17 protein-coding genes are annotated in these 15682 nt (G+C 69.1%); 6 read left to right on the top strand and 11 right to left on the bottom strand.

Going from position 1 to position 15682, the window contains the following annotated elements; translation table 11 throughout:
- Nucleotides 1-24: 24 nt before the first annotated feature.
- Entirely contained in the window at nucleotides 25-1455 is a 1431-nt protein-coding gene (gene pyk, locus AC0699_RS16500) for a pyruvate kinase (protein WP_478660426.1), read from the top strand.
- Between the two features lie 201 nt (nucleotides 1456-1656).
- Here pyk and AC0699_RS16495 read toward each other — a convergent pair whose 3' ends face one another.
- The 4 genes from AC0699_RS16495 to AC0699_RS16480 all read right to left on the bottom strand — a co-directional run bounded on the left by AC0699_RS16495 (nucleotide 1657) and on the right by AC0699_RS16480 (nucleotide 5776).
- Complete coding sequence (locus AC0699_RS16495; protein WP_478660424.1) at nucleotides 1657-2961, bottom strand: hypothetical protein; 1305 nt, start codon at nucleotides 2959-2961, stop codon at nucleotides 1657-1659.
- Nucleotides 2951-3472: a DUF6114 domain-containing protein gene (locus AC0699_RS16490; RefSeq protein WP_478660422.1), complete on the bottom strand. Its 522-nt coding sequence runs from the start codon at nucleotides 3470-3472 to the stop codon at nucleotides 2951-2953. The genes AC0699_RS16495 and AC0699_RS16490 overlap by 11 nt, the downstream gene beginning before the upstream one ends.
- A gap of 95 nt (nucleotides 3473-3567) precedes the next feature.
- On the bottom strand, nucleotides 3568-4203 hold the full coding sequence (locus AC0699_RS16485; RefSeq protein WP_478660420.1) for a DUF6230 family protein: 636 nt from the start codon (nucleotides 4201-4203) through the stop codon (nucleotides 3568-3570).
- A gap of 595 nt (nucleotides 4204-4798) precedes the next feature.
- The gene (locus AC0699_RS16480; protein WP_478660418.1) at nucleotides 4799-5776 is read right to left on the bottom strand and encodes a tetratricopeptide repeat protein; all 978 of its coding nucleotides are present in this window, start codon (nucleotides 5774-5776) and stop codon (nucleotides 4799-4801) included.
- A 218-nt stretch (nucleotides 5777-5994) separates the two neighbouring features.
- On the opposite strand from AC0699_RS16480, the gene AC0699_RS16475 reads away from it, so the two are divergent.
- Complete coding sequence (locus AC0699_RS16475; RefSeq protein ID WP_478660416.1) at nucleotides 5995-6624, top strand: TetR/AcrR family transcriptional regulator; 630 nt, start codon at nucleotides 5995-5997, stop codon at nucleotides 6622-6624.
- A gap of 344 nt (nucleotides 6625-6968) precedes the next feature.
- Here the strand turns inward: AC0699_RS16475 and AC0699_RS16470 are convergent, their stop codons facing one another.
- The 5 genes from AC0699_RS16470 to AC0699_RS16450 form a co-directional block, all read right to left on the bottom strand.
- The gene (locus tag AC0699_RS16470) at nucleotides 6969-8669 is read right to left on the bottom strand and encodes a coenzyme B12-dependent isobutyryl-CoA mutase large subunit (RefSeq protein WP_469768905.1); all 1701 of its coding nucleotides are present in this window, start codon (nucleotides 8667-8669) and stop codon (nucleotides 6969-6971) included.
- A 73-nt stretch (nucleotides 8670-8742) separates the two neighbouring features.
- On the bottom strand, nucleotides 8743-9075 hold the full coding sequence (locus AC0699_RS16465) for a DUF3817 domain-containing protein (protein ID WP_478660414.1): 333 nt from the start codon (nucleotides 9073-9075) through the stop codon (nucleotides 8743-8745).
- Nucleotides 9076-9143: 68 nt separating this feature from the next.
- Complete coding sequence (locus tag AC0699_RS16460) at nucleotides 9144-9653, bottom strand: MarR family winged helix-turn-helix transcriptional regulator (protein ID WP_478660412.1); 510 nt, start codon at nucleotides 9651-9653, stop codon at nucleotides 9144-9146.
- A gap of 104 nt (nucleotides 9654-9757) precedes the next feature.
- Nucleotides 9758-10051, bottom strand: coding sequence for an MTH1187 family thiamine-binding protein (locus AC0699_RS16455; protein ID WP_453664144.1), 294 nt, complete (start codon nucleotides 10049-10051; stop codon nucleotides 9758-9760).
- Nucleotides 10048-10392 (bottom strand): DUF3817 domain-containing protein, encoded by a 345-nt coding sequence (locus AC0699_RS16450; RefSeq protein WP_469768908.1) that lies wholly within the window; start codon nucleotides 10390-10392, stop codon nucleotides 10048-10050. The genes AC0699_RS16455 and AC0699_RS16450 overlap by 4 nt, the downstream gene beginning before the upstream one ends.
- 231 nt (nucleotides 10393-10623) lie before the next feature.
- Between AC0699_RS16450 and AC0699_RS16445 the strand changes: the two genes are divergently transcribed.
- The 4 genes from AC0699_RS16445 (at nucleotide 10624) to AC0699_RS16430 (ending at nucleotide 13280) form a co-directional block, all read left to right on the top strand.
- Nucleotides 10624-11256 (top strand): AIM24 family protein, encoded by a 633-nt coding sequence (locus AC0699_RS16445; RefSeq protein WP_478660680.1) that lies wholly within the window; start codon nucleotides 10624-10626, stop codon nucleotides 11254-11256.
- A complete protein-coding gene (locus tag AC0699_RS16440) occupies nucleotides 11256-11906 on the top strand; it encodes an AIM24 family protein (RefSeq protein WP_478660410.1) in 651 nt (216 codons plus the stop codon). The genes AC0699_RS16445 and AC0699_RS16440 overlap by 1 nt, the downstream gene beginning before the upstream one ends.
- Entirely contained in the window at nucleotides 11903-12688 is a 786-nt protein-coding gene (locus tag AC0699_RS16435; protein WP_453664140.1) for an AIM24 family protein, read from the top strand. Before AC0699_RS16440 ends, AC0699_RS16435 begins: the two co-directional genes overlap by 4 nt.
- Before the next feature lie 115 nt (nucleotides 12689-12803).
- Nucleotides 12804-13280 carry a MarR family winged helix-turn-helix transcriptional regulator gene (locus AC0699_RS16430; protein ID WP_478660408.1) on the top strand — a complete coding sequence of 159 codons (477 nt, stop codon included), beginning with the start codon at nucleotides 12804-12806 and terminating at the stop codon, nucleotides 13278-13280.
- A 94-nt stretch (nucleotides 13281-13374) separates the two neighbouring features.
- On the opposite strand, the gene meaB is transcribed toward AC0699_RS16430, so the two are convergent.
- Together meaB and AC0699_RS16420 are read right to left on the bottom strand one after the other, a co-directional pair.
- On the bottom strand, nucleotides 13375-14334 hold the full coding sequence (gene meaB, locus AC0699_RS16425; RefSeq protein ID WP_478660406.1) for a methylmalonyl Co-A mutase-associated GTPase MeaB: 960 nt from the start codon (nucleotides 14332-14334) through the stop codon (nucleotides 13375-13377).
- Nucleotides 14335-14358: 24 nt separating this feature from the next.
- A complete protein-coding gene (locus AC0699_RS16420) occupies nucleotides 14359-15561 on the bottom strand; it encodes an acetyl-CoA C-acetyltransferase (protein ID WP_478660404.1) in 1203 nt (400 codons plus the stop codon).
- Nucleotides 15562-15682: the final 121 nt, after the last annotated feature.

The raw sequence follows: 15682 nt of genomic DNA, 5'->3' as shown, positions 1-15682 counted from the left end.
AAACAAACCGATAGGATCCGCCTTATGCGCCGTTCCAAAATCGTCTGCACACTGGGCCCCGCCGTCGACTCCTACGAGCAGCTGAAAGCGCTCATCGAGGCCGGCATGAACGTGGCCCGTTTCAACATGAGCCACGGAACCCAGGCAGAGCACCAGGAGCGGTACGACCGTCTCCGCAGGGCGGTGGCGGACACCGGCCGCCCCGTGGGAGTGCTCGCCGACCTCCAGGGTCCGAAGATCCGCCTGGAGACCTTCGCCGAGGGACCGGTCGAACTGGTCCGTGGTGACGAGTTCACGATCACCACGGAGGACGTCGCCGGCGACAAGTCCATCTGCGGCACTACGTACAAGGGCCTGCCCGGCGATGTGTCCAAGGGCGACCAGGTCCTGATCAACGACGGAAACGTCGAGCTGCGGGTCGTCGAGGTCGACGGCGCCCGGGTGAAGACCATCGTCGTCGAGGGCGGTGTCATCTCCGACCACAAGGGCATCAACCTGCCCGGCGCGGCGGTGAACGTCCCGGCCCTCTCCGAGAAGGACGTCGAGGACCTGCGCTTCGCGCTGCGGATGGGCTGCGACCTGGTGGCACTCTCCTTCGTACGCGACGCCAACGACGTCAAGGACGTCCACAAGGTGATGGACGAGGAGGGCCGCCGGGTCCCCGTCATCGCCAAGGTGGAGAAGCCGCAGGCCGTCGAGAACATGGCGGACGTCGTCGCGGCGTTCGACGCGGTCATGGTGGCCCGCGGCGACCTGGCCGTCGAGTACCCGCTGGAGCAGGTCCCGATGGTGCAGAAGCGCCTCATCGAGCTGTGCCGCCGCAACGCCAAGCCGGTGATCGTGGCGACCCAGATGATGGAATCGATGATCACCAACTCCCGCCCGACCCGCGCCGAGGCGTCCGACGTCGCCAACGCGATCCTGGACGGCGCGGACGCGGTCATGCTCTCGGCGGAGTCCTCGGTGGGTGCGTACCCGATCGAGACGGTCAAGACCATGTCCAAGATCGTCACGGCCGCGGAGGAGGAGCTGCTCTCCAAGGGCCTCCAGCCCCTGGTCCCGGGTAAGAAGCCCCGCACCCAGGGCGGCTCGGTCGCCCGCGCGGCCTGCGAGATCGCCGACTTCCTCGGCGGCCGTGCCCTGGTCGCCTTCACCCAGTCCGGCGACACGGCCCGCCGGCTCTCCCGCTACCGCGCCCAGCAGCCGATCCTGGCGTTCACGACGGAGGAGTCGACCCGTAACCAGCTCACCCTGAGCTGGGGCGTGGAGCCGTTCATCGCCCCCTTCGTGGAGACAACGGACGCGATGGTCGACCTCGTCGACGCGGCCCTGCTGAAGCTGCAGCGCTTCAACGAGGGCGACACCATGATCATCACGGCGGGTTCCCCTCCGGGCGTGCCGGGCACGACGAACATGGTGCGGGTGCACCACCTCGGTGGCGTGAAGCACGACTGACGTGCGTCGAGCACGCACCGTGGGCCGCACCCCTTCGGGGGTGCGGCCCACCGCGCGTTGCGGGGCCGAACGGCCGGTCCGGCTCCGGCCGGACGCCGCCGGCACACGAGGTACGCCTCACCGGACCTCGCACACAACTGTGGGCCGCACCCCCCGCAAGGGATGCGGCCCACAGCCTTCCGCGGCTCCCGGAAGTCTCTGTCAGGCGCCCGTGAAGTAGCTGTGCAGCCCCGGCACGGTCAGCGTGCCGCCGAACTGGCCTGCCTGCTTGATCTTCACGTTGGTGAACATCGCGAAGGGGACGTCCAGCGGAGGCGGGGTCGCGGGGCTGAACGTGACCGGGATGATGCCGAAGAGGTTGCCCTTCAGCTCCTCCGTGTACATGGTCACGGTGCCGTTGCGGATGGTGGACTCGGATCCCTTCGCCGCCTCGACGTGTGCCGTGGTGCCGTTCGGGCCCACCACCAGCTGGTGCAGGTCCTTGATGTCGACCGCGGACGCGGTGAACTTCAGGGCCTTCTTGATCTTGCCGCTGCCGGTCTTGACCTCGACGATGCCGTGGTACTTGAGCCCGTTCAGCGTGAGCCTGGTGCTCTCCAGCCGCCAGGGGTCGTCCGGCAGCAGCGGGATGCCCGGCTCCAGGTCCGCGTTCGCCAGCGCCTCGGGGTCGGCGGTCGGGCACGGGAAGCGGGGCTTGCCGTCGGCGCCCTCGGGGATGTCCTCGTCCTTGACCGGGTCGAGGCCCTTGACCGCGTCGTCGAGTTCAGCCACCTCGGCGCCGGCCTTATCGGCCGCGTCCTTGATGGCGTCCTTGGTCGTGTCCGAGGCCGTGTCCGTGTCCGTGGCCGTGTCCGCCACGTCCTTGACGGGATCCTTCGCCGGTTCCTCCGGAGTGGCCGAAGCCTCCGCGGACGGCGTCGCCGTGTCGCTCGGTGTCGGCGTGGCCGTCGGCTCCGGGTCGGGGCCGTCGAACAGGTCCTTGATCGCGTCACCCACACCCAGCGGGTCCAGCGGGTTGCTGGTCTCGGTGGGCGTCGGAGTCGGCGTCTGCGTCGCGATCGGCGCGGACTGGCCGGCCTGCGTGCCGGTCGACTCGGAGGCCGACGGGGACGCTCCCGGCTGCGGCTCGTCCTTCGCGTCGCCGGCGTCACGGGACGGGCTCGCCGAGGGCGCCTCAGAGGGCTGCTCGGACGATTCCCCGGCGCTGTCCGACGGCTTGTCGGAAGGCTTCGGCGTCTCCGACGCGGACGCGGACGGCTCGTCCGATCGCGTCACGCACGGGCCCGGTGCGAAAGGGATGTCCTTGTCGTCCGCGAGCGCGAGCTTGGGCGTCAGCCCCATGCCCACGAAGACGGCCGTGGGCATCGCGGCCAGCGCTATCGCCTTGCCCGCGGGTGCCTGGAGCTTGTTCAGCAGCGACTTGCGCGGGGCCGCGTGGCGCGGCCCCCTTCTCTGGCGGGGTTCATCGCCGTCAGCCGCTGAGAGCAGCGTTTCGTCACCCCGCACTGTTCCTCCCGCCGTTGGCATGCGCAATCGAATCCGTCACGTTCAGGTCCTCCCCGGCGTGCTGCTCGGGGAGCGTGGGGTCCTCGGCCTCCGGCGACTCGGTCACCGCCGGCTCTTCCGGCTTGCCCGGCATCCATGCGACGGAGAGGGCTCCGCCCAGGAGGGAGAACAGGAAGCCGATCAGGAAGCCGCCGATGTTGGAGACGGGGATGGAGATCAGAGCCAGCAGGATCGCGGCGATACCGGCGAACACCCGTACTGCGCTGTGGAACCACATCGTCAGACCCAGCGTCACCAGCAGTACGCCGATGATCAGTGAGCCCGCACCCGCGGTGGTCGACATGGCGATCGTCATATTGCCGAGGTGCATGTTGGCGTACGGGAAGTACGCGATCGGCAGACCACCGATGAGGGTGAACAGGCCGGCCCAGAAGGGCCGAGTGCCCCGCCAGTCACGGAAGCGAAGCCGCCAGTAGGTGAAGCCGCGGGAACCTGTGGTCTCGGCGCTCATGGAAAACAGCTCCCTGGAACCGGTGTTGCTGTGAAAGTCGAAAGGACCGGGCGGGCCGGACAGCGTGGACCGTCAGGCCCGCCCGCTGAGAGCGCCTAGTAGCACTCGTACTTCTTGGGGTCACCCGTGTGCAGCCCCAGCTTCAGGTTGGGGAGCTTGAAGGTGCCCGCGGTGGTGGCCCACGCGGTCTGCTTCACGTCGGTCAGCGTGGCCAGCCTGGCCTGCTGCGCGAAGCCGTACGGGTTGGCCTTCGTGTTCGGCTGAATGCCGGGCGACTTGTTGGCGCCCGCCGCCACACCGATGTCGATGTCCTCGAACGCGGCGTTCGCCTCAAGGTCGGCGACGTCGAGGTAGAGGTTGCCCGCCTCGATGTCCGTGCCCTTGTTGCCCGCCTCCAGGCGCAGCGTCACGTTGCCGATGAACGGCACGTTCGGCGTGACCACGGACTGGCACATGTTGGTGATCGTGGCCGAACGGAAGCCGGAGACGGCGACCGGGTGAACCTGGTCCTTGCCGTCAAGGCTCTTGCCGGCGGCGACGCTTCCGTACTGCACGAAGTCGTGACCGACGAGCTTGTCGGCCGTCACCTTGAAGCTCTGACCCGACACGCTGAACGACGCCGCGAGAGCGCCCTGTGCCAGGCCGACGCCTATCGCGGCCGTGGCGGCCACGGACGGCACCATGACGACCGCGAACCGCTTCCATCTGGTCCCACCACGTACCTGGGACATATCTGTTCCTCCTTCTCGGACGTACATCTCCGGTACGGACCACGCAGGTCCGACCTGGGATGGGAGAAGTGCTACGTCCTCGGGAAGGAGAGCGCCTGTGTATCAGGCGCTAGCCGCGTCCGAATCACCGGCGATCACCCCCGAGCGACAACCACTGGCCACGCCTTCGCGCAACCGCAATGGACAGGCCCTGCCGGTCGGGCAGGAACCCCCCTGTCCTCGGCCGGCGCCTCTGCCGCCGGCCCACTCGGTGGGGACCCAAGAGCGCGTACGCGGCTGGCTGCCGGGCTGGTGCGGTAATGGACCGAGCGTGGCCGATCGTGGTGCATTAAGCGCCGGGGCACAAGGGGGTTCGTTACTGACTAGTAACGGACGCATAACCACGCCACGACCGGGTGATGTCGCCTGGCCACACAGGGTGCCCCAGACCCCGTCGACAGATGGGGAGATTGCCGAGAAAAAGCGGACAGAACAACGGGGTTGATTTACTACGAGTAACAGCGGCCGCGTTTACCAAGTTTTGGTAAAGCGCGGCCGCACTTTGTCACTCTGTCGCCAAATCGGCGACCACGCCCCGGGTGCTACGGGGCAATTGTCAGAACAGCACTCGGGCCAGCGCCGTACGGGCCGCCGTCACCCGCGGGTCGTCGGCGCCGATGACGTCGAAGAGCTCCAGCAGCCGCACGCGGGCGGCGTCGCGGTCCTCGCCCGCCGTGCGCCGTACGGTCTCGACGAGCCGGCCGAAGGCGTCCTGGACATGACCGCCGGTGAGGTCCAGTTCGGCGGCCGCGATCTGGGCCTGCACATCGCCGGGCTTGTCCGCGGCGTCCTTGCGCACCGTCTGCGCGTTCATGGACCGCACCCGGCCGAGCAGTTCGGCCTGGGCGAGGCCGGCCTTGGCCTCCGTGTTGCCCGGGTCGTCGGTCAGGACGTTCTTGTACGCCTGGACGGCACCGGCGAAGTCGTCCGCGTCGAGCGCCTGGAGCGCCGCTTCGAGCAGCGCGTCGTGCGGTCCGGCCGGGGCCTGGGACGGGGCCGCGGTGCCCTGTTCGGCATCGCCGTCGGCGTCGACCGTGAGGCCGGTGAGCCCGAAGCGCTCCTCGCCGACCTGGATCAGCTGGTCCAGGGTCTGCCGGATCTGCGGCTCCGGCGCGGCGCCCTGGAAGAGCGGCAGCGCCTGACCGGCGACCACCGCGAAGACGGCCGGGATGCTCTGGATCCCGAACTGCTGCGCCAGCATCTGGTTGGCTTCGACGTCGACCTTGGCGAGCACGAAACGGCCGTTGTACTCCTGGGCCAGCCGCTCCAGCAGCGGGCTGAGCTGCTTGCACGGCTCGCACCACTCGGCCCAGAAGTCGAGGACGACCGGGACCTCCGAGGAGCGCTGGAGGACGTCGCGCTCGAAGCCCGCCTCGTCGACGTCGATCACCAGACCGGCAGGGGACACGGCACCGCCGCCGCCCTGGCGCGCGGCCTCCGCGCGGGCCTGCTCCGCCTTGGCCTTGGCCTCTCCGGCCGCCTTCAACGCGGCGAGGTCGACGACGCCGCTCATGGACATGTTCCTAGGCTGCATGAGTACATCCTCCCCCTTCCGCGCGCACGAGTGAAAAGACCACGGACTCCGGTCCGGACTCCGATGCCGCGAGCTGTGGCGCCGGGTCCCCACCAGGGCGCCTGTGGTTGTCGCTTTCGCTACGGGTCGTAGCGTAACTCGTATACCACCGAGCCGGGTGGATTTCACCGGTGAGCTGACTCACAGCGGATCACCTACCCGCCGGTATGGTCGCCGTCATGTGTAGCCGCAACCGTCCGAAAACGATCCGCACCGGCCGCCCCCGCAGCGCCGAGGCGGACACCGCCATCCTCGACGCGACCAGAGCCGCGCTGGTCGAGCTGGGCTGGTCCAGGCTCTCGATGGGCGATGTGGCGACCCGGGCAGGGGTGGCCAAAACCACCCTCTACCGGCGCTGGGCGAGCAAGAACGAACTCGTCGTGGACGCGGTCGCGGTCCTCTTCGACGAGCTGGAGCTCCCCGACCGGGGCTCACTCGCCGCGGACATCGAGGGCGTGGTGCTGCAGTTCGCGGTGCTGCTCGAGCGGCCCGAGGCCCGCACCGCACTGATGGCGGTGGTCGCCGAGTCGACCCGCGACGAGCCGCTGCGCGAACGGATCCGGGCCTCGATCGTGGACCGTCAGAAGCGGCTGGTCCTGGAGGGCAGGGCGCGGGCTCAGGCGCGCGGCGAACTGCCGGTGGAGTCCGACCCGGCCGCGGCGGCCCGCACCGCCGACCTGATCTTCGACGTGATCGCGGGCGCGGTGGTCCACCGGGCGCTGGTGAGCGCCGAACCCGTCGACGCGGACTGGGCCCAGCGCTTCACGGCGCTCCTGGTGGGCGGCCTCGGGGCGGCGGCGCAGGCCTGATTCCTGCGCCTCGCCGCCGGATCATCACCGGCGCGGCCGTTGCGGCGCGAAGTCGGCGGTGAACCCGGCGTACGGCGAACAGGTGAACCCGGCACGCGGCGAAGAGCGGCCGAGCCATCGGTGACGCGCCACCACACCGCCTGCCGGAAGCGGCAGTTCGATGTTCCGTATGCCGTGTTCCACAGCACCGGGTCACGGCCGCGACACCGGAGGACCTGAGGACGGAAGGGATCCAACACGCCTCCCTCACCAGGGAGTTCAACGGCCGGAGCCCCGGCTCGACCGGCCGGGGCTCCTCGTTGCGGGGGCGTCGGGGGTGACTGCCCGGCGCTGCGCGGGATCCGTCAGAAGCCGGGCGGCTCGGTGTACGTCCCCCACTCGTCCCGGAGCGCGTCGCAGATCTCACCGAGAGTGGCCTCGGCACGGACCGCGTCGAGCATCGGCCCGATCATGTTGCTGCCGTCGCGGGCGGCGGCCAGCATGGCGTCCAGTGAGGCTCGTACGCGCGCGTCGTCGCGCCGCGACTTGCGCTCGCCGAGAATGCGGACCTGCTCCCACTCGACCTCGTGGCTGACGCGGAGGATCTCCAGGTCGCCGGTGACCGAGCCGTGGTGGACGTTGACGCCGACGACGCGCTTGTCGCCCTTCTCCAGCGACTGCTGGTAGCGGAACGCGGACTCGGCGATCTCGCCGGTGAACCAGCCGTCCTCGATACCGCGCAGGATGCCGGAGGTGATGGGCCCGATGGGGTGCTGTCCGTCCGGATGGGCCCGCCGGCCGCGCTCCCTGATCTGCTCGAAGATCTTCTCGGCGTCGGCCTCGATGCGGTCCGTGAGCTGCTCGACGTACCAGGATCCACCCAGCGGGTCGGCCACGTTGCCGACGCCCGTCTCCTCCATCAGCACCTGCTGGGTGCGCAGGGCGATCTCGGCGGCCTGCTCGGACGGCAGGGCGAGGGTCTCGTCCAGCGCGTTGGTGTGCAGCGAGTTCGTGCCGCCGAGCACGGCCGCGAGTGCCTCGACGGCCGTCCGTACGACGTTGTTGTACGGCTGCTGGGCGGTCAGCGAGACACCGGCGGTCTGGGTGTGGAAGCGCAGCCACTGCGCCTTGTCGGTCTTCGCGCCGTACACGTCCTTCATCCAGCGGGCCCAGATGCGCCGGGCCGCGCGGAACTTGGCGATCTCCTCGAAGAAGTCGACGTGCGCGTCGAAGAAGAAGGACAGTCCGGGAGCGAAGACGTCCACGTCCAGGCCACGGCTCAGGCCGAGCTCGACGTATCCGAATCCGTCCGCGAGCGTGTACGCCAGCTCCTGCGCGGCCGTCGCTCCCGCCTCGCGGATGTGGTAGCCGGAGACGGACAGCGGCTTGTACGCGGGAATGGAGCCGGCGCAGTGCTCCATCAGGTCGCCGATCAGACGCAGATGGGGCTCGGGCTGGAAGAGCCACTCCTTCTGCGCGATGTACTCCTTGAAGATGTCGGTCTGCAGGGTGCCGTTGAGCACGGCCGGGTCGACGCCCTGCCGCTCGGCGGCGACGAGGTACATGCAGAAGACCGGAACGGCCGGCCCGCTGATCGTCATCGAGGTCGTGACGTCGCCGAGCGGGATGCCCTTGAACAGGACCTCCATGTCGGCGGCGGAGTCGATGGCGACGCCGCAGTGGCCGACCTCGCCGAGCGAGCGCGGGTCGTCGGAGTCGCGGCCCATCAGCGTCGGCATGTCGAAGGCGACGCTGAGCCCGCCACCGCCGGCGGCCAGGATCATCTTGTACCGCTCGTTGGTCTGCTCGGCGTTGCCGAAGCCGGCGAACTGGCGGATGGTCCAGGTGCGGCCGCGGTAGCCCGTCGGATACAGACCGCGGGTGAACGGATACTCGCCGGGCCAGCCGATCCGCTCGAAGCCTTCATAGGCGTCCCCGGGCCTGGGCCCGTAGACCGGCTCGACCGGATCACCGGAGAGCGTGGTGAAGTCGGCGTTCCGCTTCTTTGCGGAGTCGTAGCGGGCCTGCCAGCGGCGGCGGCCCTCCTCGATGGCGTCAGCGTCCATACCTTCGAATTTACTAGGACGTCCTAGTAAATGTCGATGGGAGACCGCCGTACGTACCCGTACGGCGGCGGGTCTACGCCTTGGCGACCGCCGGAACCTGCCCGCTGACCAGCGGCTCTACGGTGCGTGTGACTTTGCGCTCGACGAAGAAGGCGGCGAAGGGAATGGTCCCGGAGACCAGCACCCACAGGAGCTTGCCGAACGACCACTTGGCCTTGGAGCCCAGGTCGAACGCGAAGATCAGATAGATGATGTAGAGGATGCCGTGGGCCTGGGAGACCGCGAAGGTGATGTCCTCGCCCTGGTCGAAGCCGTACTTGAACACCATGCAGGTGCACAGCACGAGCAGCATCACGGCGGTGACGTAGGCCATCACCCGGTAGCGGGTCAGCACGCTCTTCTTCATGGCGACGAGCGTAACGGCCCGCTTTGGGCGATCTTGCAGCGGGTTAGGCCTGATCCGGCGGGCAGGTTCTAGCCCTCGTCGAAGTCGTGCGCGGCGATGCGCAGCGGCCGCAGCAGAGCGAAGATCTCCCCGCACTCCTCCGCGTCGTACGCTCCGAGACCGAAGTCCATCGCCATCAGATCGCGGGTGGCGGCTTCTACCACCTCGCGGCCCTTCTCGGTGATGGAGGCGAGCGTGCCGCGGCCGTCGTTGGGGTTGGGGCGCTTGGCGACCAGGCCGGACTTCACCAGCCGGTCCACCGTGTTCGTCACCGATGTCGGATGCACCATCAGCCGCTCGCCGATCTTGGACATCGGCAGCTCGCCGGCCTTGGAGAAGGTGAGCAGCACCAGCGCCTCGTACCGCGCGAAGGTCAGTCCGTACGGCTTGACGACGGCGTCGACCTCGGCGAGGAGGATCTGGTGTGCGCGCATGATCGAGGTGATCGCGGCCATCGAGGGCACGGGGCCCCAGCGCTGCTGCCAGAGCTCGTCGGCTCGGGCGATGGGGTCGAAGGGAAGACTGAGCGGCTTCGGCACGGCACCGACCTTACCCACTGGTCATATGCTGGTCAGCCCTGTCTCGAACTTCGGTATTCCGGGCTCCCCGCGGGCGGTGGCACCACGGGGAGCCCGGACGGCGTTCACGCCGAGAGGTGGCGCTCCACCGTCTCGACCTTGCCGGTCAGCCCGTCGGTGACACCGGGCCTGATGTCCGCCTTGAGGACGAGGGAGACGCGCGGCGCACGCGCCTCCACGGCGGCGACGGCACGCTTGACGACGTCCATGACCTCGTCCCACTCACCCTCGATCGAGGTGAACATGGCGTCCGTGCGGTTCGGCAGCCCCGACTCCCGGACGACGCGCACGGCGTCGGCGACGTACTCGCCGACGTCCTCACCGACGCCGAGCGGGGTGACGGAGAAGGCGACGATCACGCGTCCACCGTGCCCACGCGGCGGGCACGGGCGGCGATGACGGCGTCCTCGGCGGCGCGCTTGAGCTTGCGCTCGGCGAAGAAGCCGCCGAAGGGCAGCACGGAGAGGACGAAGTAGACCGCGGCCGTCTTGACGTCCCACTTCGTACGGTTCCAGGCGTCCAGCCAGAAGATCACGTACAGGATGAACAGCACACCGTGGATCGCGCCCATGACCGGGACCGCGTTGAACTCCGTCGTGCGCTTGAGCACCGAGCAGACGAGCAGCAGAAGGAACGACACGGCCTCCGGCGCGGAGACGAGCCGGAGGCGGTGGAGGGAGGAGGCGGTCTTGATGTCCACGGAGGCACCTTCGGTGGAGGGGGCGATTGTCTTGTGAACGCACGCACAAGCGCGTCCATTGTGGCACCGCGTTTTCCCTGGCCTTTACCCGGGTGGCCGGGCCGTGTCCGGGTAGCCGGTCCGCCGGACCGGCCGTTTGACCGGCCGGCTCTGAGGGTCCGGTCAGGGTCGACATCATTCCGGAGGGCCTGTCCCGGAACGTCCGCCGCCCTATAACGTCCTCCCGTGGCAATGTTCCGACTTCAAGGCAGCAAAGTGCTGGCCGTCGACATGACCGGGGACGCCGTCAGGGCGAAGAACGGGTCGATGGTCGCGTACGACGGCCAGATGGCCTTCAAGAAGATGTCCGGCGGGGGTGAGGGCATCCGCGGCATGGTGACCCGCCGCCTCACCGGCGAGCAGATGACCATGATGGAGGTGAAGGGCCAGGGCACCTGCTACTTCGCCGACCGCGCGTCCGAGATCAATCTCGTCTCGCTGCACGGCGACAAGCTGTACGTCGAGTCCAGCAATCTGCTCTGCACGGACGGCGGGCTGCGCACCGGCACCAGCTTCACCGGTCTGCGCGGCGGCGCGACCGGCAACGGTCTGTTCACCACGACCGTCGAGGGCACGGGCCAGGCGGCGATCATGTCCGACGGCCCGGCCGTGGTGCTGCGGGTGACGCCCCAGTACCCGCTCTCCGTCGACCCCGGCGCGTACATCGCGCACCAGGGCAATCTCCAGCAGAACTTCCAGTCCGGGGTCACCTTCCGCACGCTGATGGGCGAGGGCGGCGGCGAGGCCTTCCAGATCCGGTTCGAGGGCGACGGGCTCGTGTACGTGCAGCCGAGTGAGCGGAACACGATCGGGGGGGACGTCTGATGCCGTTCCGCGAGATCAACTCGAGAATGGTCGAGGCGACGGTGATCCCCGGCCAGAAGATGTTCAGCCAGCGCGGCGCGATGCTCGCGTACAAGGGCGAGGTGTCCTTCACCCCGAACATGGCGGGCGGCCAGGGCGGCCTGATGTCGATGATCGGTCGGCGGGTGGCCGACGAGGCGACCCCGCTGATGACGGTCGAGGGCTCCGGGACCGTGATGTTCGGCCACGGCGGCCACCACATCCAGGTGATCAACCTGACCGGCGACACCCTCTACGTCGAGGCGGACCGGCTGCTCGCCTTCGACGGGACGCTGCAGCAGGGCACGATGTTCATGGGCTCGCAGGGCGGGGTCATGGGCATGGTGCGCGGCCAGGTCACCGGCCAGGGGCTCTTCACCACGACCCTGAAGGGGCACGGCGCGGTCGCGGTCATGGCGCACGGCGGGGTGATCGAGCTTCCCATCACGCCCGGCCGGCCGGTCCATGTCGACCCGCAGGCGTACGTCGCGCACCACGGCGACGTACGGAACAAGCTCTCCACCGCGCTGGGCTGGCGCGACATGGTGGGGCGCGGCTCGGGCGAGGCGTTCCAGCTGGAGCTGAGCGGCAGTGGTGCGGTGTACGTCCAGGCGTCGGAGGAGAAGCTGTGAGCACGCCGGTGATTTTCGACCCGATGACGCTGCCGAGCGACGACAACGTCAACGCCTACACCTTCTGTGTGGAGCTCAAGGGCTCCCAGTGGTTCCTGCAGAAGGGCAAGATGATCGCCTACTACGGGCGCATCGACTTCAACGGGATCGGCCACGGTCGGCTGGACCGGCTGATGCGTACGAGCTTCCACTCGCCGCTGCACGCGAGCGACTGGGTGGTGGCCGAGGGCAGCGGGAAGATGCTGCTCGCGGACCGGGCCTTCGACGTCAACTCGTTCGACCTCGACGAGGGCAACCTGACGATCCGGGCCGGGAATCTGCTCGCGTACCAGCCGTCGCTGGCGCTGAAGCAGTCGATCGTGCCGGGGTTTCTGACGCTGATCGGTACGGGGAAGTTCGTGGCGGCGTCGAACGGCCCCGTGGTCTTCATGGAACCGCCGATCCGGGTCGACCCGCAGGCGCTGGTCGGGTGGGCGGACTGCCCGTCGCCGTGCCACCACTACGACCACGGCTACATGAGCGGCGTGATGGGCGGGCTGCGCTCGCTCACCGGGGTCGGCGGGGCGTCGGGCGAAGAGCACCAGTTCGAGTTCGTGGGGGCCGGCACCGTCCTGCTCCAGTCCACCGAGACACTCATGGCCGACCAGGCGACCGGTACGGTGCCGCACGAGCCGGGGGTGCCCGGCGGGGGCGCCGGGGGCCATGGGGCACCTGGTCAGCACGGGTCCACACCCCGCCTCCCGGGTCAGCTGGGGGACCTCCAGCGTCGCTTCGGCTTGTGAGCGGTAGGCTGCGGAGTGTGACGTCGAACGTCTGCACCCTTGATGGGGGATCGGGGTGGGGCGTCACTGTCCCCAACTTCGTCCGTCTTTCAACTTCTTAGGGTAGTATCCATATATGGAGACCGAGACGGCCACGCGCTGGCTGAGCGATACGGAGCAGTGCGCCTGGCGCACCTATCTGGATGTCAACAGGCTGTTGACATACCAGATGGAGAAGGATCTGCAACCGTTCGGCCTGACCAACAACGATTACGAGATTCTCGTCAATCTCTCGGAGTCCGCGGACCAACGCATGCGGATGAGCGATCTGGCGGCAGCCACGCTCCAGTCCAAGAGCCGGCTCTCCCACCAGATCACCCGCATGGAGAACGCGGGCCTGGTCCGCCGGGAGAACTGCGAGTCCGACCGCCGCGGACTGTATGCCGTCCTCACCGACCAGGGGATGGATACCATGCGGAAGGTCGCGCCGCACCACGTCGAGTCGGTGCGCCAGCACTTCATCGACCTGCTGTCGCCCGAGGCACTCGCCGACCTCCACGAGTCGCTCAAACCGGTGGCGGAGCATCTTCGCGGACGCCGCGGCAAGGTCTGACGAGGAGCCTTCGGCGCCCCCGGCCCGGTGGGCGCACACCACCCACCGGGCCGCACACGCACACGCCCACCGGGAGGGCCGGGGCCGGGGACCCTCAGGGAGACGTCGTCAGCCCCGCCACCAGTTCGTCCGCCGCCGCGTACGGGTCGAGCTCGCCCGCCACGATGCGGGACGCGAGGGAGTCGAGACGGCGGTCGCCGTGGAGGTCGCCGATGCGCTCGCGCAGGCGCGTGACCGCGATGGTCTCGACCTCGTGGGCGGCGCGGCGGGTACGGCGCTCGGTGAGAACGCCGTGCTCCTCCATCCACGCGCGGTGCTTCTCCAGGGCCTCCACGACCTCGTCGATGCCCTCGGAGCGCGCGGCGACCGTCTTCACGATCGGGGGCCGCCAGTCCCCCGGCGCCCGGGACTCGCCCAGACCGAGCATGTGGTTGAGCTCGCGGGCGGTGGCGTCGGCTCCGTCGCGGTCCGCCTTGTTGACGACGTACACATCGCCGATCTCGAGGATGCCCGCCTTGGCGGCCTGGATCCCGTCGCCCATGCCGGGTGCGAGCAGCACCACCGACGTGTCCGCCTGCGACGCGATCTCGACCTCCGACTGGCCGACGCCGACCGTCTCCACGAGCACCACGTCGCAGCCGGCCGCGTCCAGGACACGGATCGCCTGGGGCGCGGCCCAGGCGAGGCCGCCCAGATGGCCGCGGGTGGCCATCGAGCGGATGTACACGCCCGGGTCGGACGCATGATCGGACATCCGGACCCGGTCGCCCAGCAGCGCTCCACCGCTGAACGGGGAGGACGGGTCGACGGCCAGGACGCCGACCCGCTTCCCGGCCCGCCGGTACGCCGTGACCAGCGCGGAGGTGGACGTGGACTTGCCGACCCCCGGCGAACCGGTCAGGCCCACCACGTACGCGCCGCCGGTCAGTGGCGCCAGCTCCGCCATGACCTCACGCAGCTGCGGGGACGCCCCCTCGACGAGCGAGATCAGCCGGGCCACGGCCCGCGGCCTGCCCTCCCTCGCCTGGGCGACCAGCTGGGGGACGTCCACCATCACGCTGCTCCGTTCGTCGAGGACTTACTTGGCCGGTACGCGGACGATCAGCGCATCGCCCTGACCGCCGCCACCGCACAGCGCGGCCGCGCCGACCCCGCCGCCGCGCCGCTTCAGCTCCAGCGCGAGGTGCAGCACGATCCGCGCGCCCGACATGCCGATCGGGTGGCCCAGGGCGATCGCGCCACCGTTGACGTTCACCTTTTCCGGGGACACCCCGAGGTCCTTCATCGACTGCACGGAGACCGCGGCGAACGCCTCGTTGATCTCGATGAGGTCGAGGTCGGCCGCCTCCAGGCCCTCCTTCTTGAGGGCGTGCTGGATCGCGTTGGACGGCTGGGACTGGAGCGAGTTGTCCGGGCCCGCCACATTGCCGTGCGCGCCGATCTCGGCGATCCACTCCAGGCCGAGCTCCTGGGCCTTGGCCTTGCTCATCACGACGACCGCGGCCGCGCCGTCGGAGATCTGCGAGGACGTACCGGCGGTGATCGTGCCGTCCTTCGCGAACGCCGGGCGCAGCTTGCCGAGCGACTCGACGGTGGTCTCCGCGCGGATGCCCTCGTCCTTGCTGAAGACGACCGGCTCGCCCTTGCGCTGCGGGATCTCGACGGGCGTGATCTCGGCCTCGAAGATGCCGTTCTTCTGCGCGGCGGCGGCACGCTGGTGCGACAGCGCGGCGATCTCGTCCTGCTCGGGCCGGGCGATGCCGAGGCGGGTGTTGTGCTTCTCCGTCGACTCGCCCATGGCGATGCCCTCGAAGGCGTCGGTGAGGCCGTCGTACGCCATCGCGTCGAGCATCTCGATCGCGCCGTACTTGAAGCCCTCACGGGACTTCGGCAGCAGGTGCGGCGCGTTGGTCATGGACTCCTGGCCGCCGGCGACGACCACGTCGAACTCACCCGCGCGGATCAACTGGTCGGCGAGGGCGATCGCGTCGAGTCCGGAGAGACACACCTTGTTGATGGTCAGCGCGGGCACGTTCATGGGAATGCCGGCCTTGACGGCGGCCTGCCGGGCGGGAATCTGGCCCGCCCCGGCCTGCAGCACCTGGCCCATGATCACGTACTGCACCTGGTCGCCGCCGATGCCGGCCCGGTCCAGCGCGGCCTTGATCGCGAAACCGCCCAGTTCGGCGCCGGAGAAGGACTTCAGAGAACCGAGCAGCCGCCCCATGGGGGTTCGGGCGCCGGCGACGATCACGGAGGTGCTGCTGTTCGTACCAGACATGAGAGGGGTTCCCCTTCCAGCACGGCGGCTGAGGAGTGAACGAGGGTTTACTCGAACTGTACTGAGCGGTATGCGTTCGGGTCACCGGGCAGCCGGTGTGATCGCGCGCACGTTGCGTAAC

It is taken from the genome of Streptomyces sp. NPDC043870 (assembly GCF_056435785.1).
Note: the sequence above shows the minus strand (reverse complement) of the source record. Positions and strands in the feature narration are given on the sequence as shown.

Coding starts and splice junctions, on each gene's coding strand:
- AC0699_RS16480 (WP_478660418.1), bottom strand. CDS start 5,776: ATGCAGCCTAGGAACATGTCCATGAGCGGCGTCGTCGACCTCGCCGCG.
- AC0699_RS16485 (WP_478660420.1), bottom strand. CDS start 4,203: ATGTCCCAGGTACGTGGTGGGACCAGATGGAAGCGGTTCGCGGTCGTC.
- AC0699_RS16470 (WP_469768905.1), bottom strand. CDS start 8,669: ATGGACGCTGACGCCATCGAGGAGGGCCGCCGCCGCTGGCAGGCCCGC.
- AC0699_RS16465 (WP_478660414.1), bottom strand. CDS start 9,075: ATGAAGAAGAGCGTGCTGACCCGCTACCGGGTGATGGCCTACGTCACC.
- AC0699_RS16445 (WP_478660680.1), top strand. CDS start 10,624: ATGTTCCGACTTCAAGGCAGCAAAGTGCTGGCCGTCGACATGACCGGG.
- meaB (WP_478660406.1), bottom strand. CDS start 14,334: ATGGTGGACGTCCCCCAGCTGGTCGCCCAGGCGAGGGAGGGCAGGCCG.
- AC0699_RS16475 (WP_478660416.1), top strand. CDS start 5,995: ATGTGTAGCCGCAACCGTCCGAAAACGATCCGCACCGGCCGCCCCCGC.
- AC0699_RS16420 (WP_478660404.1), bottom strand. CDS start 15,561: ATGTCTGGTACGAACAGCAGCACCTCCGTGATCGTCGCCGGCGCCCGA.
- AC0699_RS16430 (WP_478660408.1), top strand. CDS start 12,804: ATGGAGACCGAGACGGCCACGCGCTGGCTGAGCGATACGGAGCAGTGC.
- AC0699_RS16490 (WP_478660422.1), bottom strand. CDS start 3,472: ATGAGCGCCGAGACCACAGGTTCCCGCGGCTTCACCTACTGGCGGCTT.
- AC0699_RS16440 (WP_478660410.1), top strand. CDS start 11,256: ATGCCGTTCCGCGAGATCAACTCGAGAATGGTCGAGGCGACGGTGATC.
- pyk (WP_478660426.1), top strand. CDS start 25: ATGCGCCGTTCCAAAATCGTCTGCACACTGGGCCCCGCCGTCGACTCC.